Annotated in this window: 25 protein-coding genes and 1 pseudogene; 4 read left to right on the top strand and 22 right to left on the bottom strand. The window is 62.1% G+C overall.

Annotation, left to right across the window (positions count from 1 at the left end):
- Window positions 1-44 precede the first annotated feature (44 nt).
- The 22 genes and pseudogenes from JKG68_RS20190 to JKG68_RS20085 form a co-directional block, all read right to left on the bottom strand.
- Entirely contained in the window at window positions 45-677 is a 633-nt protein-coding gene (locus JKG68_RS20190) for a hypothetical protein (protein WP_202063111.1), read from the bottom strand.
- Entirely contained in the window at window positions 674-1102 is a 429-nt protein-coding gene (locus tag JKG68_RS20185) for a type IV pilus modification PilV family protein (RefSeq protein WP_202063109.1), read from the bottom strand. The genes JKG68_RS20190 and JKG68_RS20185 overlap by 4 nt, the downstream gene beginning before the upstream one ends.
- Complete coding sequence (locus tag JKG68_RS20180) at window positions 1083-1526, bottom strand: GspH/FimT family pseudopilin (protein ID WP_202063107.1); 444 nt, start codon at window positions 1524-1526, stop codon at window positions 1083-1085. Before JKG68_RS20180 ends, JKG68_RS20185 begins: the two co-directional genes overlap by 20 nt.
- Window positions 1523-2743 (bottom strand): type II secretion system F family protein, encoded by a 1221-nt coding sequence (locus JKG68_RS20175; RefSeq protein WP_202063105.1) that lies wholly within the window; start codon window positions 2741-2743, stop codon window positions 1523-1525. Before JKG68_RS20175 ends, JKG68_RS20180 begins: the two co-directional genes overlap by 4 nt.
- Before the next feature lie 9 nt (window positions 2744-2752).
- Window positions 2753-4492, bottom strand: a complete 1740-nt coding sequence (locus tag JKG68_RS20170; RefSeq protein WP_202063103.1) for a GspE/PulE family protein — start codon at window positions 4490-4492, stop codon at window positions 2753-2755.
- Window positions 4493-4538: 46 nt separating this feature from the next.
- Window positions 4539-6797: a type II secretion system secretin GspD gene (gene gspD, locus JKG68_RS20165; RefSeq protein WP_202063101.1), complete on the bottom strand. Its 2259-nt coding sequence runs from the start codon at window positions 6795-6797 to the stop codon at window positions 4539-4541.
- A gap of 172 nt (window positions 6798-6969) precedes the next feature.
- On the bottom strand, window positions 6970-7482 hold the full coding sequence (locus tag JKG68_RS20160; RefSeq protein ID WP_202063099.1) for a SctD/MshK family protein: 513 nt from the start codon (window positions 7480-7482) through the stop codon (window positions 6970-6972).
- 11 nt (window positions 7483-7493) lie between these two features.
- Window positions 7494-8048 carry a type II secretion system protein GspM gene (gene gspM / locus JKG68_RS20155; RefSeq protein ID WP_202063097.1) on the bottom strand — a complete coding sequence of 185 codons (555 nt, stop codon included), beginning with the start codon at window positions 8046-8048 and terminating at the stop codon, window positions 7494-7496.
- A gap of 1 nt (window position 8049) precedes the next feature.
- Window positions 8050-9144 carry a PilN domain-containing protein gene (locus tag JKG68_RS20150; protein ID WP_202063095.1) on the bottom strand — a complete coding sequence of 365 codons (1095 nt, stop codon included), beginning with the start codon at window positions 9142-9144 and terminating at the stop codon, window positions 8050-8052.
- Complete coding sequence (gspG, locus tag JKG68_RS20145) at window positions 9144-9689, bottom strand: type II secretion system major pseudopilin GspG (RefSeq protein WP_246515641.1); 546 nt, start codon at window positions 9687-9689, stop codon at window positions 9144-9146. Before gspG ends, JKG68_RS20150 begins: the two co-directional genes overlap by 1 nt.
- An 18-nt stretch (window positions 9690-9707) precedes the next feature.
- A complete protein-coding gene (locus JKG68_RS20140; protein WP_202063093.1) occupies window positions 9708-10301 on the bottom strand; it encodes an SCO family protein in 594 nt (197 codons plus the stop codon).
- Window positions 10298-10927, bottom strand: coding sequence for an SCO family protein (locus JKG68_RS20135; RefSeq protein ID WP_202063091.1), 630 nt, complete (start codon window positions 10925-10927; stop codon window positions 10298-10300). The genes JKG68_RS20140 and JKG68_RS20135 overlap by 4 nt, the downstream gene beginning before the upstream one ends.
- Before the next feature lie 77 nt (window positions 10928-11004).
- On the bottom strand, window positions 11005-12198 hold the full coding sequence (locus JKG68_RS20130; RefSeq protein WP_202063089.1) for a multicopper oxidase domain-containing protein: 1194 nt from the start codon (window positions 12196-12198) through the stop codon (window positions 11005-11007).
- A 43-nt stretch (window positions 12199-12241) separates the two neighbouring features.
- The gene (locus tag JKG68_RS20125; protein ID WP_202063087.1) at window positions 12242-13522 is read right to left on the bottom strand and encodes a multicopper oxidase domain-containing protein; all 1281 of its coding nucleotides are present in this window, start codon (window positions 13520-13522) and stop codon (window positions 12242-12244) included.
- Between the two features lie 310 nt (window positions 13523-13832).
- Window positions 13833-15245: a sensor histidine kinase gene (locus JKG68_RS20120; RefSeq protein ID WP_202063085.1), complete on the bottom strand. Its 1413-nt coding sequence runs from the start codon at window positions 15243-15245 to the stop codon at window positions 13833-13835.
- A 1029-nt stretch (window positions 15246-16274) separates the two neighbouring features.
- Complete coding sequence (locus JKG68_RS34285; RefSeq protein WP_202063082.1) at window positions 16275-16664, bottom strand: VanZ family protein; 390 nt, start codon at window positions 16662-16664, stop codon at window positions 16275-16277.
- 447 nt (window positions 16665-17111) lie between these two features.
- Window positions 17112-17411 (bottom strand): CcdB family protein, encoded by a 300-nt coding sequence (locus JKG68_RS20110; protein WP_202063080.1) that lies wholly within the window; start codon window positions 17409-17411, stop codon window positions 17112-17114.
- Window positions 17411-17629, bottom strand: coding sequence for a type II toxin-antitoxin system CcdA family antitoxin (locus JKG68_RS20105; protein WP_202063079.1), 219 nt, complete (start codon window positions 17627-17629; stop codon window positions 17411-17413). The genes JKG68_RS20110 and JKG68_RS20105 overlap by 1 nt, the downstream gene beginning before the upstream one ends.
- A 754-nt stretch (window positions 17630-18383) precedes the next feature.
- Window positions 18384-18773: a hypothetical protein gene (locus JKG68_RS20100; protein ID WP_202063077.1), complete on the bottom strand. Its 390-nt coding sequence runs from the start codon at window positions 18771-18773 to the stop codon at window positions 18384-18386.
- A 585-nt stretch (window positions 18774-19358) separates the two neighbouring features.
- A pseudogene (locus JKG68_RS20095) lies at window positions 19359-19481 on the bottom strand (UTP--glucose-1-phosphate uridylyltransferase); the annotation flags it as partial.
- A gap of 155 nt (window positions 19482-19636) precedes the next feature.
- Entirely contained in the window at window positions 19637-19978 is a 342-nt protein-coding gene (locus JKG68_RS20090) for a type II toxin-antitoxin system RelE/ParE family toxin (RefSeq protein ID WP_202063075.1), read from the bottom strand.
- A complete protein-coding gene (locus JKG68_RS20085; protein WP_202063073.1) occupies window positions 19978-20253 on the bottom strand; it encodes a type II toxin-antitoxin system Phd/YefM family antitoxin in 276 nt (91 codons plus the stop codon). The genes JKG68_RS20090 and JKG68_RS20085 overlap by 1 nt, the downstream gene beginning before the upstream one ends.
- Before the next feature lie 733 nt (window positions 20254-20986).
- Here JKG68_RS20085 and JKG68_RS20080 point away from each other — a divergent pair.
- From JKG68_RS20080 to JKG68_RS20065, 4 genes are all read left to right on the top strand, one after another.
- Window positions 20987-21580, top strand: a complete 594-nt coding sequence (locus tag JKG68_RS20080; protein WP_202063071.1) for a hypothetical protein — start codon at window positions 20987-20989, stop codon at window positions 21578-21580.
- 6 nt (window positions 21581-21586) lie between these two features.
- Window positions 21587-22138, top strand: a complete 552-nt coding sequence (locus JKG68_RS20075) for a hypothetical protein (RefSeq protein WP_202063069.1) — start codon at window positions 21587-21589, stop codon at window positions 22136-22138.
- 273 nt (window positions 22139-22411) lie between these two features.
- The gene (locus tag JKG68_RS20070; protein ID WP_202063067.1) at window positions 22412-22651 is read left to right on the top strand and encodes a type II toxin-antitoxin system VapB family antitoxin; all 240 of its coding nucleotides are present in this window, start codon (window positions 22412-22414) and stop codon (window positions 22649-22651) included.
- The gene (locus JKG68_RS20065) at window positions 22651-23052 is read left to right on the top strand and encodes a type II toxin-antitoxin system VapC family toxin (RefSeq protein WP_210346395.1); all 402 of its coding nucleotides are present in this window, start codon (window positions 22651-22653) and stop codon (window positions 23050-23052) included. Before JKG68_RS20070 ends, JKG68_RS20065 begins: the two co-directional genes overlap by 1 nt.
- Window positions 23053-23073 lie beyond the last annotated feature (21 nt).

Here is a 23073-nt window from a genome sequence, read left to right as displayed (position 1 = left end):
ACTGGGCGGAGGGCGGGAGACCGGCCCTGCTCTTGCACGATGCGCTAGTGCGCAAACACGCGGAACGTCAGATCAACCGTCTCAGGCCTCGCGCCGAGCGCCAGGGTTGCATGAAGAGCCACAAGGTCCGGCAGCCGTGATGCTTGCGTCCAATGGTCCAACCATCGCGGCGCCTCCCCGTCAGCGGGAGCCCCGAAATAGCGAAACTGGCCCGTCACAACATGGCCGATCAACACCTGCTCACCCGGGTCTGCTAAAGGGCTGAGCGTGCCGACCAGGACGGGCGCCGCGACAAACACGAGCGCACCTGTGCCACCTGTTGTATGGCCGGCGAACGTCACGGTAACAGCCAGGATCCCTCCGGGCTGGGCATCGCCCTGGCTGAGCGTCAGGAAGGTGAGCCGACTGGCCTGCCCCTCAAAAAGAACACGGCGGCCTCCTCCAGCCCCGACCTGCTGGACGGGAAGAGCACGCGCGAGCCAACCGGCGAGAGCCTGAGCCCCGGTCGACATCTGTGCGATCCTCTCGCGCCCACGCCCGGCATCCGCCACCCGGCGCCCGAAGGTCAGGGTGGTGGCGACAAGCGCGACCGTCAGCGCGATCAGGATCACGCAGAGCAGTGCCTCAGCTAGGACAAAGCCGCCTTGGGAAGAGCTCTTGCGCTGCCGCCGGCTCATGGGCGCGCCTCATGGGCCATGGCAATCGTTGCCAGGGAGAGCACGCGCCCAGCGGCGGAGGGTTCAGCGACCGTCACCTCAACCCAGTAGGCACGGATTGAAGCCGCCTTGTTCAGGGCAGCGGCGCGGTAGTTCCGAACCTCGGCCCGCCACAGATAGCCATTTCCGAAGGAGCCCGTGACCACGCCGATCCGCAGCGGGAAATCGATGCCGGCCGCCGCCAGCTTCGCCCGAGCAAGGGGCGTTGCACGCATCACAAACGCCGCCTGCTGGTCGCCACGCAGTGCCACCGCCACGGCCGCAAGCCCCGCCGTCAGAAATAGGCTGAGCACGGTAAAGGCGACGAGAAACTCAAGCAGCGTATAGCCGTCCTGGGCTCGGCGGCGGTCGATGGTCCAGAGGCGCTTAAGGCTGGACAATGACATGGCCGGTGGCCCAAATTACCTGAAGGCGCGCCTCCGCATGCCCCAGACGGAGGCGTAGATCACCGCCTGTGGACTGCCCGGCCGGGAAGAACCGGATGGTTTCGGACGCGACGACGCGCCCGGCGCCCGAAGCAATCATTTGAACGTCGACCTCAGGATCCAGCGCGGAGACCGGAATCGCCGGGGAAGCATAGGTGCGGGGCCCGCGCCGGATCACGAAATCCATCTCCCGGTTCTGCATCATGGCGGCCGCACGGGTGACCCGTAGCGCCGCGGCCAGCCGCGTGACGTCGGCCTTCAGGCGGGCCGGCGCGGGCGGCTTGCGCAGCAGAGGGCTCGCAAGGGCGGGGACGAGGCTAAGGATTGCGACGATCACCAGGATTTCAACGAGGGTAAATCCGGCATCGGCGGAAGACCGGTTCATTGCATCGCCAAATCGTTGAGGGACAGGATCGCTCCCATGACGGAGAGAATGATCGCGGCGATCATGCCGGCGACCAGGATTGTGATCGCCGGGGTGAGAACCGCCAGCATCTGCGCCGCCCGGGTCTGCTCCTGCCGTTCCAGGATTGTGGCAACCCGGGCCAGCATGTCCTGAAGGCGGCCGCTCTCCTCCCCGACCGCCACCATCTGCTGAACGACCGCTGGCAGGGCGGCTGAAGTGGCAAGAGCCCCGCCGATGGTCGCACCTGCGCGCACGTCAGTCACAGCCCGCTCCAGCAGGCCACGCATGTGTTCGTTCTTGACCAGCGGACAGGAGGACTGAAGAGCCTGAAGCGGGGGAACGCCGGCCTTGATCAGCGTGGCGAGGGTTCGGGTGAAGCGCGCCGCTTCCCGCAACCCGGCGATGCCTCCAACAACCGGCAGACGCAGATAGAACCGGTCGACGGCAACTCTCAGGGATGGATAGCGTCGGCTGACGGCAAACGTCAGGACCATGGCGATGACAAAGGACAGGATCAGGATCAGGATGGATGGTGCGTTCCTCCGGACGGCCTCCATAGCCGCGAGTATGCCCGGCAGCGGCATGCCGTTCTCCAGAAAGATCGGGGTGACCGCCGGAACAAGCAGGCCGAGGACGATCGCGAGAGAGATAACCGCAAGCACCACGAGAAGCGCCGGGTAGGCCAGGGCGGCCCGGATCTTGCCCCTGATCTCGACCCGGCGGTCGAGGAGGTCTGCCAGATCCTGCAGGGCTCGTCCGAGGTCGGCGCTGATGTCGCCGGCTTGCACGATCCGCATGTATTCGGGCCGGAACGTGCGTCCTATCCTGCCCATGACTTCGGCCAGCGAGTCGCCCTCAAGAACCCCCTCCAGAAGTTTGAGCGCGATATCGCGCATGGAGCGGTCCTCGGCGGTGGTGGATGCGATGCGCAGGCTGGCATCAAGGGGAACCCCAGCCTGGAGAAGCACCGCAAGATCGCGCGAGAACCGGGCCAGTGGCGCATCAGCCACCGGCTGAATCTGTCCCCCTAAGCGGATCTCGCGGAACAGAAGGTCCCGCCATCCCGGGGAGCGGATTGCGTAGGGGGTGATCCCCCGCGCGCGAACGAGTTCCTGCGCCTCCTGAACCGTTGCGGCTTCCACATCGCCCTCCAAGATGTTCCCGGCCTGGTCGAAGGCCTCGAACCGGAACTTCATTGGCAGCCCCTAGACATCCTGCGTCACGCGCAGAACTTCCTCGATGGTCGTCAGGCCCGCCCAAACCTTTGAGAGGCCATCTTCATACATCGAGCTGAAGCCTTTCGTGCGCGCAAGGCGCTCGATGTCGGCGGCGGGCTTGCGCTCGAGGATCATGTGCCGCACGGCGTCATTGACAACGACAATCTCGGCAATCGACAACTGCCCGCGAAAGCCGCTCGACTGACACTGCTCGCAGCCGACGGGCTGGCGCAGGTCCGGGGTGCCCTTGGCCTGGAGCATCGGCATCTCCTCACACAGCCGTGTCATCAGGTGATCGCCATCCCCATGCGGGCGGGCACAGGCCGGGCACAGGCGGCGCACCAGTCTCTGGGCGATGATGCCGCGCAAGGTTGAACCCAGCAGGAAATGCTCGATTCCCATGTCGATCAGACGCGTGACCGTCTCGGCCGCGCTGTTCGTGTGCAGCGTCGAGAGCACGAGATGGCCCGTCAATGAGGCCTGAACAGCGATACGTGCCGTTTCCGTGTCACGGATCTCGCCAATCATGATCATGTTGGGATGATGGCGCAGGATGGCTCGCAGGCAGGTTGGAAAATCGAGGTCGATCGCCGGCTGCACCTGAACCTGGCTGATGCCCTGCAACTGGTACTCGATCGGATCCTCGACGGTGAAGATCTTCACCGTCGGCCGATTGACGTGCTTGAGCATGGTGTACAGGGTCGTTGTCTTGCCGCTGCCGGTCGGCCCGGTGACCAGGATGATTCCATTCGGCTGCTCGGTCAGGCGCTGGAGCAGCGTGATCTGATGGGCGTCGAATCCGAGGGCCGGGAAGTCGAGCCTGACCCGGCTGCGGTCGAGCACGCGCAGCGTCATGGTCTCCCCGTCAGCAGTGGGGATTGTCGCCACCCGGAAGTCGATGTCCGTGCCGCGGATGGCGAGCTTGACGCGGCCGTCCTGGGGCAGGCGCCGCTCGGCGATGTCCAGCCGCGCCAGGATCTTGATGCGTGAGATGACGGCAGCGCGCAGGCGCGCCGGCACCTCGTGCACCACGCGCAGGAGGCCGTCGACCCGGAAGCGCACGCTCAACGCCCCCACGGTGGGCTCGATGTATATGTCGGAGGCCCGCGCATCCACCGCGTCGGCGATGATCTGGTTTACCAGCCGGATCACCGGTGCCTCGCTGGCGCTGTCGCGCAGCCGCTGCAGGTCATGTTCGCTGGGATCTTCGCTGCCCTGAGGCGCCGGCCGTTCGGCCGACGCCTCACCGTCTTCCCGGTAGAGCGCCTCGGCCACCCGCTCGAATTCGGCCGGCGTGATAATCTCGTGGCGGATGGGATGGTCGGTGACGAACCGCACGGAATCGAGCGGCACCTGATCGAGCGGGTCGACAACCGCCAGCGTCAGCCCTTCCGCGCCGAGGCGCACGGGCAGGATCCGGTTCTGCAACACGAAGGAGGCAGGCAGCCTGTCACCGAGCAGCCGCTGCAGCGGCTCGCCACCCGGGGTGTAGAGAGGCAGGTTCAGATAATGCCCGAGACTGATCGCAAGGTCGCTCTCGGACACGAGGCCGAGTTTGGTGAGAACCTGGTCGAAGCGCTCTCCGGTTGTAGCCGCAGCCCGCTGCGCCCGCTCGACCGAGGCCCGGTCCAGAACTCCGGACGACAGCAGGAACGTGCCAAAGCTATCCCGGAAGGAGCCCGTGTGCGGATCAGGAGCCTTTGAGTGGGCTTGAACCTGCTGTGCCATCGCCTGAATAAGTCTCCTCCCGTGGCCGAGGCCTCAAGCCTGCCGGCTATTCCAGGACGCGCTTAACGTTGTTGATGAGCCGGCGGCCCGGATCACGGCTTGGCACGAAGCTTTCGACCTTGCGCCGGTACTCGTCGGTCACCGCTCGCGCCTCATTCAGATCGCGCACGACCCGTGGCGTGAGGATGATGACGAGCTCGGTTTTCTCAATGACATTGTCCTTGTGCTGGAAGGCCTTGCCGAAGATCGGGATATCGCCCAGCACAGGGACCTGGGTCGCGACATCGGTGGCTCTGTCATGGATCAGGCCACCCAAGGTGATGCCCTCCCCATCATTGACCACCACGCTGGTCTTCACACGACGCTGCCCGAAGGATGGGGAGTCGATGCCCGAGGTGGTGGTCCTTTGCACGGTGGACACCTCCTGCTCGATGTCGAGCAGGACCCGGCCCGATTCGTTGATCCGTGGGGTGATGCTGAGAATGACGCCCGTATCCTTGTAGGACACCGAGTTCACCACGGGCGCCCCAGGGGTCGCGACGCTCACCGCCGATTGCGTGATCACCGGCACCTGATCGCCGATCTGCAGGGTGGCGGTTTTTTTGTCGAGCACCATGAGGCTTGGCGACGCGAGAACTCTCACGTTTCCGATTTGGTTCAGTGCGCTGAGCGTGACTTGGCCACCAGCCGCCTTGGCGATGAAGGAGAAGCCTGGATGCGCGGCGCCGACGGCCCCGGAGATCAGATCCGTGAAGGAGCCGGACCGGGAGCCGGATTTGTTTTGGAGGAACCAGCGCACCCCGAACTTGAGGTCGTCGTTGAGGGTCACCTCCGCAATCGTGGCTTCGATCAGCACCTGATTGGGGATGATGTCCAGATTGGCAATGATCCGCTCGATCCGCTTGTAATCGGTGTGGGTGGCGAGGATCAGGAGCGCGTTTTGGGATGAATCTGCGACAACCTTGATCCGCGCCCCCCCTGCGCCGCCGGTGCCGAACGCGGCACTGTCACCGCCGCCCGCGCCCAAGGGCACGTTGGAGAACGGCTCAAAGGTTTTGGGTGCTGCGCCGCTGGCCGAAATCAGCGCGAAGCGATCGGGTGGCGCAACGCCCGTTTCCACTTGGGAGTTGTCTGCACTTGCCGTGCGGACCGCCGCGCGTTGAATCTGAGGCAGGGGCTGCACACCTTGTTCCGCGTCTCCATTTCCGGCAAAGATCGAATTGAGGACCTCGACCAGCTCCTTGGCCTGCCGGTTGCGCAGCACATAGGTGTAGAATTGCCGCTCCGGCCCTATGGCCTGTTCGTCGAGCCGGCGTACCCATACCTGCGCCTCCTGCAGGTAGTGCGGCTGCTTGGAGACGACCAGCATCGACTTGAGCCGTGCATTGGGGATGAACTGCACCATACCCTGCATCGGGCTGTCGGCGCCAACCCCGAACATCTTGTTGAGATCCTCGACGATCGCGTCAGGATCCACTCCCCGCATGGGCACGACCGCGAACGACATGCCCTTCATGACATTCACGTCGAAGACGGAAACCGTCTCCTCCATCGTGGCGATCTCCTGAGCGGTTCCGGACAGCAGCAAGGCGTTGCGGGATCCGTCCACTCGGGCCACGCCGCCAAACGGCGCAATCGGCTCGAGGATGCGCTGCATCTCGGTCGCCGCGACATAGCGCAAGGGCACGACACGGGTCACGTTCCCAATCGGCTGGCCGCCGATGTCTGCTCCGGATCCCGCCCCCATCGCGGCCTGATCAGCGGTGACAACGCGGTACACATTGCCGTTCTTCACCACGGCAGCTCCAATCGTTCTCAGGGACGACTCGAACAATTCCGCAATGCCTGCCCTGTCGACCGGCTTGGTGGTCTGAAGGGTAATCCGGCTGTCGACCTTCGGATCGACGGTATAATTGACGCCAAAAACATCGCCTAGCACCGCAGAGGCCGCCTCGGTCACGGAGGCGTCGACCAGATTGAGCGTGTAGCTGCCTCCATTATCGCTCCGCCCGGCTGTCAGCGAGGCGTTTGCAACCCTGGGCTCTCCAGTGAAGAGTCCGGTGCCGAGTTGGGACCGGCTTCGCTCCGCCGGGGCCGGGCCGGTCGGATCCGACAGCATGGCATAAAGGCCGAAGGGTCGGTGCTTGCCGTCATCGGCCGCCGGGCGAAGAGGAGACCCGATGCCTCTCATCGGCTCGGCGGATTGGCACGCAACCAGGGAAATGGCCGCTACGACCGCCACAACGGCGGGGAAGTCGCGCCGGACCCAAGCGCGCAGGATTGCACAGGCCTCAAAAACTCGCACGAACGTTGCCCCTATCGATGCTATTCTTACGAATGCTATCGCTGTTCTAAGTCCCTTTCAGACTAACTCTTTCAGAGTTTTCATGCTCAAACAATAGCCCTTTAGAGATGTCATGGGCGTCTCGGCGGTCATCCTTAACCGCGGCGAGCGGACAGCGCGGCATGGTGGAAGACTACTGGGTGCTTCGCCGCGTGCGCGGCGCCATCGCGACGGACCTCTCCCCCTGCTGCAGCACAATTTCGTCAGCCCGGATCGAGACGATGGTCCAGCCCTCAGGGGTTGTGTCGCCCTGGCTCAACCATTGTCCCAGCTCCCGCGGCTGGTTCCGGACCAGGATCTTGCGGGTTTCCGCAAAGACCATGACTCCATCCACCAGGTATGAGGGCGGCGCGGGAGGTGGTGGCGGAGCTGCAGATTCTGCTACCTCTGGTTCGGGTAAGGGCTCAATCTCCTTGCGCGGCCTGCGGTTGGGTGCAAACAGCGGACGACCGATCAAGGCCTCCGGTGTGAAAGCGGGAGCGGCCTCCGCATAGAGGGCGGGCAGGATCGCCGCCACCTCAGACAGCCCGAGCGGGCCCGAGCGAGCGACCGGGAGGGGAGACATCCCCGCTCCCATGGCGACATGAACCGAGCTCGCGGCCAAGCCACCCAGAACGCACAACGCCAGCGCCCCACGCCAGGACATGCGTGCTCCTGCTAACCCTGCGTCCATCGTGCTACCCCATAGATCTCGATCACGACTGCAAGCGCGTCGGTGCCTTCGACTGCGTCAGGAGACAGGCTCGCTTGATCAATGAACAGCAGCGCGGCTCCGTCCTCGAGCCCTGCCAGAAATCCGGCGGCTTGCTCTGTTGGAGCTGTGAATTCGATGCGGGCGCCGACGAGCCGCCGGGCATTCCATTCCCGCGGCGCCAGCGGCGTGGCCGATTTCAGGCTTACGCCCTGCTCCTGCGCCGCGCGATAAAGCCGGCCGAGGAGATCGGCGTTCTGCAGACCTTCGCTATCGCCCTGAACGTAACGGTTGGCTGCCGCTTCGATCTGCTCCGGGGTCAGTGCAGCCACCACCTCGTTCCTGGAGAGGGCGGAGCGTGCCCGTTCCAGAGCAAGGGTGCCTTGCTCAATCCTGTGCCGCTGGTTCTGCAGAAAGCCGACACCGGGCATGATCACGACGAGGCCGAGAAGCTGCGCCACGAACGCGTGCGCAGCCAGGAACGCAGCGGGACGCAGCCATGATCTGGACAAAGGCTCCATACTACCCCCCCTCCCCCGCCGGAAACCTCCGTGTTCGCATCAACGCTCTGAGCGTAAAGCGCTCTTTGCCGTGTTCGCGCTCAAAAACAACCGGCCCGGTTAAAGAGACCGCATGCAGATGCTGCGAGTTCTCAAGCCTCTGGATCAGGTCCGATGTCGAGGCTGACAATCCTTCGGCATGGATTTCGTTGCCCTTCATGTCGAACGCTGTGAGGTAGCTTGTGTCGGGCAGCAGGCGCGCGAGCTCTTCCCAGATCACCACAACACCTGGAGCGGCGCCAACCTCTGCCAGTTGCTCAAGATCGCTCTCGAGACTGTAGACCGCCTTGAGCCGCTCCGTGGATGCCCGGGCCTGCCCGGTTGCGGTAATCACCTGCCCGTCAAGGTCAGACAGGACATGGTTCTGCCGCCAGGCCTGCACGCCGAATGCCGCAACCAGGACCATGAGCGCAACGACACCAAGGAGGCCTCCTCGTCGGATCCAGGCCTTTGCGCGACCGGAGTTCACGCCATAAGGCACTGTCACCGGCCGCACATTCAACCCCGCGGGCGCCTGGAGCGCGCCAATGTCCGAAGGACGCAGGAACAGCCGCGCCAGGACATTCTCCACTTGCCGCTTCGGTACGGCAAGGTAGGCCAGTTCCAGTTTACCCGGCGCGGCCGCGCGGATCTCGTGGCCCAGCACAAGCTCCTCAAGGGGCACTGGCAGTTTGCGCCTGAGATGATCGCGGATGATGTTACCGGCCTGCGAACGAGCCTGATGCGGCACGAACAAGGATCCCGTGACCGCCTGTGCGCAGGATAGGACCATGACCACCTTCCCGCCACGAACCCGTGACGAGGCGCTCTGTACGGCAAGGCTCAGGCGTTCCCGGCTCCACGCGGACAGCGGGCAGCGGTCGACGGGGATGTCCTCGCCTCCAGGCGCTCTCAGCGTGACCATCACATGGTCCTCGTCCGTGTGGATCACCAGTTGGGTCGTGCGGCGCGATGCGGGGGAGCCGAGCCGAACCGTGTCGCTGAGCGTCCTCCACTCCTGCAGCCACATGTCTGCAAGGCTTCCGGCGCCGACTGTGACCTGGCGAGGACCACTCATTAGTAGGAGCCCTCGCGTCCGCCACCCTGAGGTCGTGCTGATGACAGGCGTTTGGGCGCACTCCCCTCGTCTTTGTCAGAAGCCCCTTCCATGCTGATGATGTAGCTGCGGCCGCGATCCTTGCTGGAGTACCGGTACGGCCGCCCCCATGGATCGGCAGGCACGGCGGTCCCCTTGAGATAAGGGCCTCTCCAGGTGGGCAGGGAAGCCGGAGCCGCGAGCAGGGCTTGGAGACCCTCCGGTTCAAGCGGGTATCGGCCGTTATCGATGAAGAACAGCTCAGTGGCGTTGGAGAGGGTCTCCACCTGTATCCGCGCCATCTTCTCCTTCGAATCCGTGAGGTAGCCCAGAACACGCGGGCCCACCAAGGCCATGATCAGGCCCATGATACTCAGGACCACGATGACCTCGACAAGCGTGAACCCTGCCTGGCCCTGGAGCCTGCGGCTGTGCTGGTCTCGGGCGCTGGTGGAACGACTGCAGCCGTCAGCATGGCGCGCCATTCGACGGAGGAAGCGGAAGGGGCTATGCTTCAGGTTGTGCATCGGTGCCTCTCTGGTGCTTTATTGGGCTAGCAGCCGCTTTGCCACAGCTCCGACGGTTTGCGTCGCCGTATAGTTCACCGGCCTTGCCAGCAGTCCGTACCGATCCATGAAGAACAACTGCGACAGGTGCTTCTTGCCCTCATCTCCGGCTTGCACCTTGTCGAGCGGAGCGGCAAATGCTGCCGCGACGGCAGCAACTTGATCGCGGGATCCCGTGAGGCCAATGATACGGCTGTCGAAGGCTTCCAGGTATGTCTTCAGTTGCTCCGGCGTGTCATGCTCCGGATCGACGGTCACGAACAACACCGGCAGGCGGTCGCCTTGCGATCCCAACCCGCTCAGGAGAACCGAGACCTCGAACAGGGACGTGGGGCAGACATCATCACAGTTCGTGTAGCCAAACAGCACCACGAAAGGCTTGCCGCGCAGGTCGGACCGCGTGACCGGCCGCCCGTCATGAGCCATCAGTTGGAACAAAGGATCCAGTGCAACGCCCACCGGAGGCCGGTCGTGCCCCGCAGAGCCCGCCTGCGTTGCCTGTGGCAGCGACACGCCAAGCGCCAGCATGACGGCGCCGCGGACAATCCATGTGGACAAGGTGCGATCCGTCATGGCGAAGTCCTCCGGCGCTTCATGTGCAGCCGCACCGTCAAGGCCATCCGCTCGGGTTCGAGCGTGTGGTCGAAGTACGCCCGTGTCACCCCGTCTGGATCAACGAGGTAGAGATAAGCGGTATGATTGATGCGCGGACCGGTTTCCTTCGTGCTGTAATTGGCCATGGCGTACTCGCGACGGATCTTGAAATCCCTCACCGTCGCGAAGGTCTGCGCTCTCGTGCCGATCAGGCCCACAAGGCTGGGATGAAAATTGCTGACAAACTGCGCCAGCCCGGTGATGTCTGGCTCCTCCATCGAGACATCAACGAAGAGCGGCTGCACCTGTCCGGCCTCGCCGCCAAGGGCGTCAAGGGCCGCCCCCATGCTCACGAGACCGGTGGGACAGGCCTCGCGGCACCCGGCAAATCCGAAGAAGATGAGAAGCCACTTCCCCGAGTAGGACGCATTCGTCACCTCCTGGCCATGATGGTCCATCAACTCGAACGGACGCCCAAGGGTCTCGGGCGGCGGCGGCGCCTTGACGTAGACCTGCGGGGAGGATTCCATCTCACCGGCATCCCCGTGATGGTGACCTTCATGAGCGGAGGCTGGCGTCAGCAGGCTGACAAGCCCGGTCAGCACAACCGCCGCTCCGATCCTTGAGAGTGTGGAGGCCGGTACCGGCCCCGCTCTATGCGATGTTTCAAACATGGTGAGGCTCAGATGGTGATGGTGGTGAAGGCGCGGCCTTCGTACATCTTGTCGCCGGCATTATGCACCTTGCGGGTGATCCAATGCTGGAACTCGAAATGGACCTTGTGCGTGTAGCCCGTCTTGGTCTGGTTGGCGGGCGAACCCGTATCAATCAGGATGTCGTAGCGTTGGGCCGTCGGGAGAGTGAACGGCGTCCCGGGCGCAATGGTGAGCCATTGGTTCCATGGCTTGTTGAGGGCATGTCCATCGACCGAGATCACCTGCACCTCCAGGCCCTCGAACATCACCTGCAGAACGGAGTAGCTCGCATTCAGCAGGCGGATCAGGATCTTCTGGCCGGGTTTGGCGACAATCTTCTGCTTGTCGACGAGAACATTGGGTCGCGTGGGCGTGCCGCTGATCAGGAAGTACTTGGGCTCGAAGATATTGAGGCCCGCATCGTCACCGCACAGGCCGACATCGTGATCGAGATTGGTGATCTGGTGCCAACGCGGATCCATGTCGTCGAGCACCCAGAACTTCTCGACATCGTAGAACGGTCCGCCGGCATAGGCCGGCACCCGGCCGTTCTCCGGCTTCGGATCAACGATCAGGAGGCCGTAGAGACCCATCTCGAAATGGGTGACCGTGTTCTTATGGCAGTGATAGAAGAACGTGCCGGCGTGACGGGCCTGGAACTGGTACACGTAATCATCCTTCACCTCGAACGACACGTGGCCCACACCATCGTTGAACGTGGTCGGCTCGATCCCGTGATGGTGAATAGTGTGCGTTCCCTTGCTGGATTGCAGTTTGACATGCACGAGGTCGCCCTCCTGCACGCGGATCAGGGGTGACGGAAGGAGTTCGCGGCCTGGAGCCTTCAAGGGATCTCCGAAGCCCCAGCACCGCAGCTTCTTGCCATCCGGCATGGTGACATCGACGTTTTGAACCGTGCGCACGAAATAGGCGTTCGCCGTGGTCCAGTCGGGGGTGTTGGGATTGCCATCGAAGGTATCGCAGCCGAAATTCCCGAAGGACTCTTTCCCTTTGACGCCCGTTCTGGTGAAATCGATGCTGCCACCGTTATAATCGCCCGGACCAGGAACGGCAGTCGAATTTGGCCCTAAGGGAGGCATGGTCTGCGTGGCGGCTTCGCCGGCGGCGAGGGTGCCACCTATGGCTGCAGTGGCGCCCGCTGTCTTCGTCGTGCTTGTCATTGTCGTGACCCTGAGCGGCTAAATTGAGGCTTGTCGGAAGAGGTTATCCTGCAACCTTGGCACGGCCGCCGAGACCGCCAAGGACCTCCCAATGACAGACCATCCCTTGGGGATAGTTGCCGCCGGCTGCGGTCTGGGACATTTCCGTGTGGCAGTGCATGACGTAGCGGAGCGGGAATGGCTCCTGTGCCTGCTTGTTCACCATGCGCTGGAACTGACCGCCTGTCGGGCTTGAGACGGGAATCTGATATGGAATGTCTGGTGGGATCTCGAGGGGAAGCAGAAGATCGCGGCGCTGCATCGGCCACATGGCCGTCGTATCCACCTCGAAGATGTTCTCGGGAACGATCATCTGGCCATAGGTCGAGGATTTTGGATTGAGATCCACCCGGGCTAGTTCCATCAAATGGTTGCCATGGAAGTGGTTGGCGTGATGGGCTAGACCCACATTGACGATGCGGAATAGCGTCGGCTCGCCGATGTAGTTCTTAACGATCACGGGCAGCATGCCATCGTAATCGTCGTGAAGATCGTACCCGCTGCGATTGTTGATCGTGAAGTAGCTGGGCACAAAGTTGTCGACCACGTTCGATGTCAGATTAGGACTGGAAGCGATTGGCTTTCCCCGCTCGATCAAAGCGTTGAACTTCGGGTCGATGGCCGCGCAGATCCAAACCTTTTCCCGGATCGAGGCTTCAGCATTCAACGGCGCGGGAACCCATTTACCGTCTGCTCCACCTTGGAAGCGGTCGGTCGTTCCAAGTGCATCGAACAGGGCACTGACCGCGGTGCGCGATCCCGGCACGAGCTTATCAAGACTGTAGGGCGTTCGGCTGCCCGCGGAGGTAACGCCGTTCAGAGGCTCGACCACCAGAACTCCGTGCAGCCCAAGGATCCGATAGAGGGGGGTGTCCCCGAGGCTGTCATGGTAGATGTATGTGCCTGCAACCGGAGCCGTGAAGCTGATCGTCGAGGAGCTCCCCGGTGCAATCTCGGTCTTTGTGCCGGGCACACCTGTGATCTCGAAACCATGGGCCTCCTCACGGTCGTTGGTCACAGTGATCTTGACCGAGCTGCCTTCCTTGACCCGCAGCACCGGGCCAGGCACCCGGCCGGTGGCAAGGGCCCCTGCTCCGCCGTAGAGCCTGAAGCCCAGCATGTTGACCTTGTTGCCGTCAACCAGCCGGGTCTCGACGTCGGTAATGCCTAGCTTGATGTCGGTCGTTCCCGTGAGCGTCTGGGCCAAGGATTCAAAAGGCGACAGCCCCGCTCCGGCCGTGGCGAGGCCTGCAGCCCCGTATTTGAGGAAATCGCGTCTCTTCATGGCACCCACCTTGAAACTCAGACAAGCGTAGCCGCAGATGTGCGGGTGCGCCTCTGACGATGGTCTGAGGCTCTGACGGACTTGGGTCCTAGTTCCTCGGAGTTATCTTTGGCTCGGCCGAGGGACACCCGAGGAAAAAGGGCCGGACCCTTCCGGATCACAAGGCTCCGGGTGCGCGGGTCCGAGGGCCGGCGCCTCTTAGTCCCTGAGCCAGGGCAAAAAGACCTCAGCGCTCCGTTTGGAGCGCGCAAGGGCACGCTGAACGCGCCTGTCGGGAGCCCATCAGATCCACGTGCGGGCTGCTTGCCGTTTAGGCCTCTGGGCTGAATGGCAGACGGGCAGCGAGGTACACGTCCCCTGTCGGCCCGTTCACCACGGTGATGGTGCCGCCAATGCTTTCGATCTGGTCCCAGATGCCGGCCAGTCCAAGCTGAATCGATTGTGCGGTCGTGTTCTCCGTGCCGGCGTCGTGGCACCGACCCTTGATCTCCAGGACAACCGCAGCCCCATCCCGGCGAACGCAGACGTGCGGACGGGTGGTGCCTGCATGCGGGCTGAGACCGTCGAGGCAAACCTGGACGAACCGGGCCGCAAAGATCTTGATAAACTCAGGTGGGCAGGTCGGCAGCTCGTCGGAGAGATCGTGGTGCACCGCCCATTGTATTCTGCGCCCATGGCCCTCGATCACAAACCCCAGCGCGTCCTTGAAGGAGAGCTCCTTGACCTCCGGCATCATTAGGCTTGCGGAGATGTTCCATACGTCCCTGAGCGCTTTTGAGAGCGCATTGCTGACAAGGGCTGCGTTTCCCTCGACCAGGCCAGATTGCTCGAGAGCCTTCATGTGCAAGAGCGCAAGGCTTATCGATTGTGCCGGTCCATCGCGGAGGTCGAAGGCCATGCGCGGCATGAACCGCTCGTTTCCGTCAATCGTGTTCCGTCCGGCGCGCTCCGCGCGGGCGCGCAGGGCTTCGTTCTGGCGCAGCAACTCCCGCAACTGCGCCACCCGCTGGAACAGTGAGCCCCGCAGTTGCTCCATGGCTCTGCTGCCCTGAGACAGGATGGTGAACAGGGCTCCGATCATCCCAGCAGCCACCACGCCGGCGACCGCCCAGCTCTGCGCTTCTGCGAGGGACAGTTGCTCCTGGAGCTCTTCCGCATTCTCATAGAACTCAAGGACGGCGAGAACCTGGCCGGTATTGGCGTCATGGATCGGAGTGTAGACCGCGAGTTGGAACAGGCTTGAGGCAGCGCCTTCTGGGTCATCGTCGTGGTGACGATCACCTACCTGGGTCGATACGCGCCCGGCCAGAGCTTGCTGCAGGTGCGAGCTGGGGTTGAACTGTCGACCGATGAGGCTTCTGTTGTCGCAATAGATGATCAGGCCGTCACGCCGCCAGATCTTGACAGAGGTGACATGTGTTCGCACAGCCGGCTGTTCCAAGACCTTGTTCAAGGCCTCGGTGCTGGCCTGAGACAGCGAGTCCCGGTAAGCGAGCTCCTGGAGGTGAGGGGCAATGAACGTGTTGATGTAGAGTGCGGCCGAGGCTCCCGCGAATTCCGCAACACTGCTTTCAACCTTCTGGGATACCCATTTTCCAAGGATGAACATGGTGATCAGGATCGCCGCACCCGCCACAAGAATAAACTGCCGCGCAAGACTGCGTTGCGTCCTCAGATTGTGTGGGAGCTCCCCCACGAGCGTCAAATCGCCGGAAGCTTTCATGGGTCCCCCCTGGTGCTGGAAAGCGAATCCGTTCACCTGCGCAAGAATGGTGCCGACGGATCCCGCTCCTCCCGTTGAATTGCAGCCATTTTGCTTTGAAGATGGTCGGGCTCGCCCCATCCGGCTGCTTAACAGCAACTGTACTGACGCCCATGTACAGTTACAACAATAAGCTATGCTGGCACGCAGATCTGACGAGGTACTACGGTTGAGAACTAGTAGCCCATACCGGTGACGTTGTTCAGGGGTTCACGAGCGCGCCCCAAGGGCGACGACCAGAATACCGTAGCCCGGGCTGCTGAAGGCCTGCTGGGGCAGCTTTGTTATCGCTTCTTTGGACCTGACCCCTTGTGCTGGATCCCGGGGTGCATGGCCAGGCGGCCATGACAATCCAAGGCAACGGCTGCAGCCGGAACCGCAGTTCTATCGGGCTCCTGCGGCCGTACGACGCTCGCCACCGCCCGGGCCGGGACGCTCACCTTGAAGAGACGTTTATCCGCCCCGCCTGGGCCGGGGAGCCTGCACAGCCTCCCCGGCCCAGGCGGACCTCACTTCATGCCTCGGCGAAGGAGCCAGTCCGGAAGTTTGCTTGGATAACGCGGCGTCGTTCTCCGTTCCCGCGTTGTAGTAATGGCCGTAGTACTTGCTGCCGTAATAACCATAGCGGCCGTACGACATCATGCTCTTCTCGTCGATCATGTTGAAGGCGACGCCCGCGATCTTGTGCCGCCGGAGGCTGATGTTCTTCAGGGCCTGCAGAATGGCCTCGCGGGGTGTGCGCTTCCGGGCGACCGTAAAGCCTTGCCCGGTTTATGAGGGTACCTGTCCTCAACAATGAACAATGTGTGCGCCACCAGCGGATCATCCCCGAGCCTCCTTGTCCAAACCGTCCGACAGCCCAGTCACGGCTTGGGGCCGCGGCCCCGTGTGAACCATTTCGCCTGATCTATTTTGCATGTGCTTTGTTTTGCCCAGAGAGGGAGCCCGTCCGGGGGCTACATCAGTATGCCGCGGAGCGGCTCGCCCTTTTCAGGAGGAGGTGGCACGAGAACTACGAAGGAGCCTGAAATCTACCCCACACCGCTCAAAGGCGCGCTCAGCCACCACCACAAGCCCTGCCCCGAGGAGTGCACCAACCGCTTTGACGATCCCATCCGGAAGCCGGCCATGCCGGCTTGGGACGAGGTGCTGGAGCACCTCAAGCAGCCCAGCCATCCCGATCACCAGCCAAACAACGCGCAACCGATGCTGCGGATAGCCCAGGCAGAACAGAGCTCCCATCGTAGTGAAAGCGGCAAACCGCTCCCAGTTCGTAGGCGCTGCCGTAACCGGTCGGAGTTCGATCGGGGATAGGGTGAAAACCACAACGGCGCAAACCAGGAGCCAGGCAGCCCATCGGGAGAACACCGTGAGCGTCATGTAATGTTTTCTGATCAAAGGGGTGAGCCCGCGCATAGCATTCTGTTTTATGTCTTTGCTTGTGATTGTGAGAACCGGAGGCCAAGTCGCTTTTCAAGCGAAATGCGACAGAATTACAAATAAGACGGGAGATCATAAGGATTTCTGAAGAAAAACCGGCTAAACCGCTTTCAGACGATCCACCGAGACACCTGCAAAGGAAGAACGTCGCTGTCTCGGCTTCATAGCAGGACAAGGCCAAGCGGCATAGGGGCTGAGATAGAGCGACCTATGCTGCAACAGGCAGGCTGCCCTTCTTGAGGCTCAGGTGATACGATTGCTAGGACGGCTCAACCTCCCTCCCCGCAAGTATGCGCTCGCACCTCAGGCGGTCGATCCTTACGGTGCCAGCTCTGTGCCATCAGGGCGCGTCAGCTGGTTCAAACCGAGCACGATGCATCTCTGGCACTAGAAACCGAGGAACAGGATATCGAGAGCCCGCTTGATCGCATCCTGGTGGATCGAGAGGGACCCGACAGGGTGTTGCAACTCCCGGGCCGGAACGGCTGCCAACTGATAGGTCAGCAGGATGTAGTCGCGGTCCTGGAACTGGACCAGCGGCGTCAGCCCGGAGATCACCGGGGCCGTGCTGCTGAGGACCATTGGCGCGACGACGCGGAGGGTCAGGCGCTCCAAGAGGCCCGCCTGCAAGTCAACCACGTAGCTCTTTGTGCGGCCAATACCAGCGTAAATGTCGAACTGTGCCATTAAAACTGCCTGAACTCGTCCAGTATCAGGCCATCGCGCTCGATCCTCGCGTTGTGATCCTCGATGGCTTGCGTATTTTCCGCGAGCCAGCGGGCGCGACGGACTTCCGCCACCGCACGAGCCAATCCACTCTCGCAAGCTTGGGAGACATTGACCTGCAGAGCTTTTGCTTCCGCCACAAGCTCGTCGGGAAGAGTAACATTTGTGGGGCGCCGCATGCTGGCTTCCGAATTCATTCGTTTGGGCATTATGATACCTCCAGAAGTCTCTGCATGCCTATAGTTTATGCGCATAAAGTGTAGAGGTAAAGTTGGTGCTAGCCAGCGCGGCGTTGACCAGAGTCGCCATCGGATAGCTGCGAGGCTGAACGTTCAAGACGGGCTCACACAGAATTCCGATGGGCACCATCCCGATTATCGCCACCGTGAACCCCCTTTACTAACCCTCTTTGCGCTCTGGCTGCGCACGGCAGCTGATGGTCACGTTATCACGGTTCTGAACGAGCTAGTGCCTGCCCCCCTGGGATCATCCCGTCACCCGAGACGATCACTGCCAACCAGCGCAATGCTCAGCGCAGCACGGGCCCTCATGCGGTCAGGCCCGAGCTCGCGCCTGCGATCTCCAGGAGCCGCATACGCCTAAACCAGCTTCAGCAGAGCTGCGGAGCAATGGCTGGACGGGTTTCCACGGCTCGGCCGGCGCGCGTTGTCAAACACCAGTAAGCCTGCACGCCTCCAACAGGCTCATCTCCGTAAGCTTGGCCGTAATCGGGGCCGAGCCCTCTCCCGCCATAACAGAAGCAGGCAGGAAGCGGCCACTGACGCTTATAACGGGAAGAACTACTCTGCGGATACTCCTCTTCAGACGGGCCAGCGACTGAACGAGATAGAGGCACCTCGTATACACAAGTGGAGCAGTTCTATCACGCCGCCTGCGGCAACTGGTGCCGCACCAATGGCCTTGATGGCATTTTTACGGTGCTGGCTCGACACCATCAGGGATGTCAGCTGGCTCAAACCGAGCGCGGTGGATCGTGCTGAGGATCGAATCGATCACCTCACATCTCTGACGGATGTGCGCCTCGCCCTCGGCACTTGCCTCCTGATGCGGTTTCGTGCCCAACCCATAGGCCCGCCGTTCCCCCTCCTGGGCAACCGTCAGAGCGCGGACTTCCTTCTCGAACAGCGCCATGACTTTCACCGCCAGCGACAGACGCGCCTGGGCATCCGTCACGGCGACATCTGGGATGCTCTTCGGCTGTTCACCTTTAAGAATACGATGGGCATCATCACGCAGCCCATAAACCTCGGCCCAGGCGGCCCTGTGCCGTTCGACAAAAGACGTGCATTGATCATGGATCAAGGCGTCTCCAGCCGAGAGCACGTTTAAGGAACCTGAGCGCCCGTCCAACCTCTGCCCCTGTGCGGCGTCGCCATCGTCGGCACCATTGCGAGCCCAACCGAACTTGTTGGCGCGGCGTCTGATCCGGTCGCGCGAGACGTTGAACCGACTGACAAGGACGTTGAGACGAGCTCCATCGGTATACTGCCGCTCGATCTCATCCCATGGCTCTGACGCCAACTCTGACATGCCTGAAGCCTTTCCGGTACCGCAACACGTGAGCTTATCACCGCCTGTGGGACGTGCGGAAGCAGCGGTCAATCATCCGCTGGACTGGGGTGGGGTCGGCCGCAAGATCGTGAGCTCTCAGGCGTCCCAGCAGTGAAGCGCACGACCATCATCCTCGCCCACAGGTGGGCAGGAGGAGAGCCCCTCCACACAGCCGGCTGCGGGACGCCGGTCTGGTGTGAGGTGAGGTGCCTGGCTGCCGTAGCTTTGGCTCCGGACTCGGAAGAAGGCTCAAGAGCCTATTCGCCTCTGGTGCAGCAGCGCCTCGCGATCTAGGGCGTAGACCACATTGGCCATGAGGAAGTCGAGCTTCGAGCCGCCGCCGTGCCGATCAGGGGCGGCGATCATCGGCGCCATGGAGCCGCGGCTGAGCATGTCGGGGAGGATGACGGCGAAGGGCTCGTCGCCCACCAGCTCCCGGGCGCACCAGACTGCGTGACCCTATGATCGTCGCGAAGAAGGTGCAGCATCGGATGGCAGGGACAGTTGAAGAAGCGAAGAAGCGGGCCAAACTGACCAAACTGCGCATCGCCTTGGAACAGGCAAGCAAGCAGAGCGACGAGCATGTCACCGCCATTGATCGCGCGTCCCTGCGGTCAGGCTCCGAGCAGCCTCCGCGCCAATACCGACTGCATGTCGCGTCGGCCATCGGCGATCAGGTAGATGATAACCTGTTGTCCTGTTATGCGGTAGATCGCACGGTACGGTTTGAACAAGGCCTGCCGGTACTCTTTGATGCCCAACGCGACCAGTTCGTTCGGATAACTGCCGCGTTCCGGAAAATGTGACAAACTCTCCACGATCCCCATCACCTGATCCAAAACGTGGTTGGCATTAGCCACGCAGTCGAATTCTGCGACGTAGTCATAGATTGACTCCAAGTCCTGCTCAGCCCCCTCGGTGAGCAGGACTTGGAACTCAGCGGGCGAATTTGCCATCAGGCGGTTGGCCGTTTGGCACGCAAGCGAGCGACGATCTCTGCTGCACACTTGGTCTTGCCTGCGGCCACATCCTGATTGCCCAGAGCCAAGATTTTCAGAAGGGCCAGTGTTTCCTGAGTTTCCTCAAACGAGGCAACGTCCTGCAAGACTGCTTTGGCTTCACCGTTCTGTGTGATGACCAGCGGCTCCCGCCGTTCGGCTAGGTTGGTCAAAACCTCGGCGGCGTTGGCTTTCAGATAGCTGATCGGCTTGACTTGAGATGAGTAGCGCATCGCTGTCCTCAATGATTGGATATGACTGAATATGGACTTTTAACGGTCTTATTGCAAGGCAGCGTTAGGTCACTTGTCTTCCCTTCTTGCGACGGTCAGACGGAGATCGCCTGGAACTTCGCGAGTATTGTCGCCTGCAACGCTGACCTGAAATGATCGGCAGCTTCATTCGGCACACAGACCTTATTGTTGCAGTGCGTCCGTGAAGATCATTAAGCCCAGCGATTCCTGCTGGCGGGTGAAGCTCGTCTGGCCAGCCTTGAGCTGGTCTCGGGCCAGGATCTCCCGCTCCTTGGGGTTGTTGCTGCTCTCGAGGGTCCGGTTCAGGACTGCGTAGCAGGCTGGAGCCCCTCACCTCATCCAGAGAGTCCTTGGTTGGGAAGCGCACATGCGAGGGCTTGAGCATCCTTCGCGAAATGATTCTACAGAAGGGGCTCCCTGAGCGTCGATCGCCAGCCGCCCAAGCTTGGCCGGGGCTCCTGACCCGCCGGATTAACCCGCACCCTTTGTGCAATCCTCCATTGCCTCTCTTGATACTCCTTATGATGCCGCTCACAGGCCTTGCCAGGATCAAAGCCCAAATGAGAACGAAAAGAGATCTGATCGCCCCGATCCGCTGAGGCGATCTCCCTCCGCCTGACCTTCGCCCTCGGAGGTTCAGGGCTTTGATAGGTTCTTTACGATGACCAAACGCCCAAAACCTCCCTCGCCCGCGCAAGACCAGCGTCCTCCGGTGCAGCCCACCGATGTCCACGTCCTTCCCCGCGACCTCGGACCGTTGTTTGCCCACCGCCCGCTCATTCTTGGGGAGAGCGAAGCCAACTATGATCTACTCCTGTCGAAGGCAACCAAGGCGGTGGCTCCGACTGATGTGGTCGAAGACGTGTGGGTCAAAGACATCGCCGACCTGACCTGGGACGCGGAGCGCGGAAAGCGCCTGAAGGCCAGCCTGCTCATGACCGCTCGCAAGAAAGCACTCGATCGGCTGATCGCACAAACCGACGGACCCCATCTGCAGTCTGCAGAGCCTCTGACCAGCGCCTACACCAATGCTTGGCTGCAGGGGGAACCAGCAGCGGTCGAGACCTTCAACCGGCTGTTGGCCGAGCGCGGCCTTGACGTGAACTCGGTTATGGCGCTCGCCCTTTCGGAATGTCTGGGTGACATTGAGCGCATCGATCGCATGATCGCCAGCGCCGAGGCTCGGCGCAATCGAATCCTCCTCGAAATAGAGCTCCGGCGGGAAGTCAAAGCCCGACAGCAACGTAGCACTGAGGAGGTCACGACCGTCTCCTGGCGCGCCGGCGCCGGGCCGAACCAGTGGTAACGAGCGATGCCGTCACCCCAGAGAATCCGGGCCAATCGCGCCAACGCCCGGCGCAGCACCGGCCCCCGCACCAAGGACGGTCGGCTGCGGGCGAGGCTCAACGCCCTCAAGCACGGTCTGGCCGTGCCCGCCTCGGCACACCCGGCGCTTCAACATGACATCGATCACCTCGCTCGCGCGCTCGTGGGTGAAGCCCAGCACGACTCGGTGGTGATGGTGCGGGCGCGGAAGGTGGCGGAAGCGGCCATCAAGGTGCAGCGAGCGCGGCGCGCCCGCCTTGAGCTGCTGCGTGCGTGGGATGCGAGCACCAGCCAGCCCAAAGCGGTCGAGACTGGGGACCTGGTCCGGGGCTTCAAGACCGTTCGCAAGGAGTTCCAAGCCTTGGCGCAACAGGAGAGCAGCAAGGAGAAGAGACGCAAACTGAGGGTGTGCGAGAGCGTCGCGAAACGGCTCGGCGGCGTTGCGGTGGTTTTCATGGCGCTGGAGAAGGCTCACCCAGCGCCCCAAGATGACCTGGAACGATCTTCTCCGTCAGCTGGAACGACTCGAACGGTATGAGCGCCGGGCGCGGTCCCGCCGCGACCGCGCGATCAAGGACTTCGACTACATGAAGACGAAGTCGATGAGCATCTGACAGCATCCTCGGTGTTAACCGAAACGGGCCGAAGAATGTAGTTCCACCCATCCCACGAGACGGGCTGCCTTCGGCCGTGATCAACCAGCCTCTCAGGCAGGTGCATCGGGCGTCAGAGCCGTTTGAACCAGCGTTGTCTCAAGGCGAATATTCGGATATATTATTTTAGATATTCGAATATTCTGCAGGACCTCCCGATGCCGCTCTATATCAAGGATGATGCCACTGCCAATCTGGTCGCCCAGCTTGCGAAGCTTCGAGGTCTGACCAAACAAGATGCCGTCCGGCTCGCAGTTCAGGCCGAATTGGACCGAGCCCAAGCATCTATCCCGCTTCGCGTACGCGTGGAAGCGCTTCGGGCAACCCACCCTCTCCCGCCTGCAACAGGCCAAAGGGCCGACAAGGATTTCTTCGATGATTTGTCTGGAGGGCTGTGATGATCTTCGTCGATGCGTCCGCCTTCATCGCAATCATCGCTGGGGAGCCGGATGCCAACATACTGGTGGATCGGCTCGAGACCGAACAACGGCGGCTGTGCTCTGCAATTTCCGTTTGGGAGACGATTGCTGGGCTGTGCCATAGCCACACATTCTCCATTCCAGTCGCGCGCGATCACGCTCAACGTTTCCTTGATGTTCTTGCGTTGGAGTGGGTTTCCATCGGGCAGTCAGAGCATCAAATCGCATTGGATGCCTATGCTCACTATGGCAAGGGGCGCCACCCGGCCAAGCTCAACATGGGAGACTGCTTTGCCTACGCCTGCGCCAGGAGCAACGGGGCCAAGCTCTTGTTCAAAGGGGATGACTTCACCAAAACCGACATCGCCCGTGCGATCTAAAGGCCTGTCTAGTACGGCATC

The sequence above is a fragment of the Microvirga aerilata genome, assembly GCF_016743775.1.
GTDB lineage: Bacteria > Pseudomonadota > Alphaproteobacteria > Rhizobiales > Beijerinckiaceae > Microvirga > Microvirga aerilata.
This window is presented reverse-complemented; position numbering and strand designations above follow the sequence as displayed.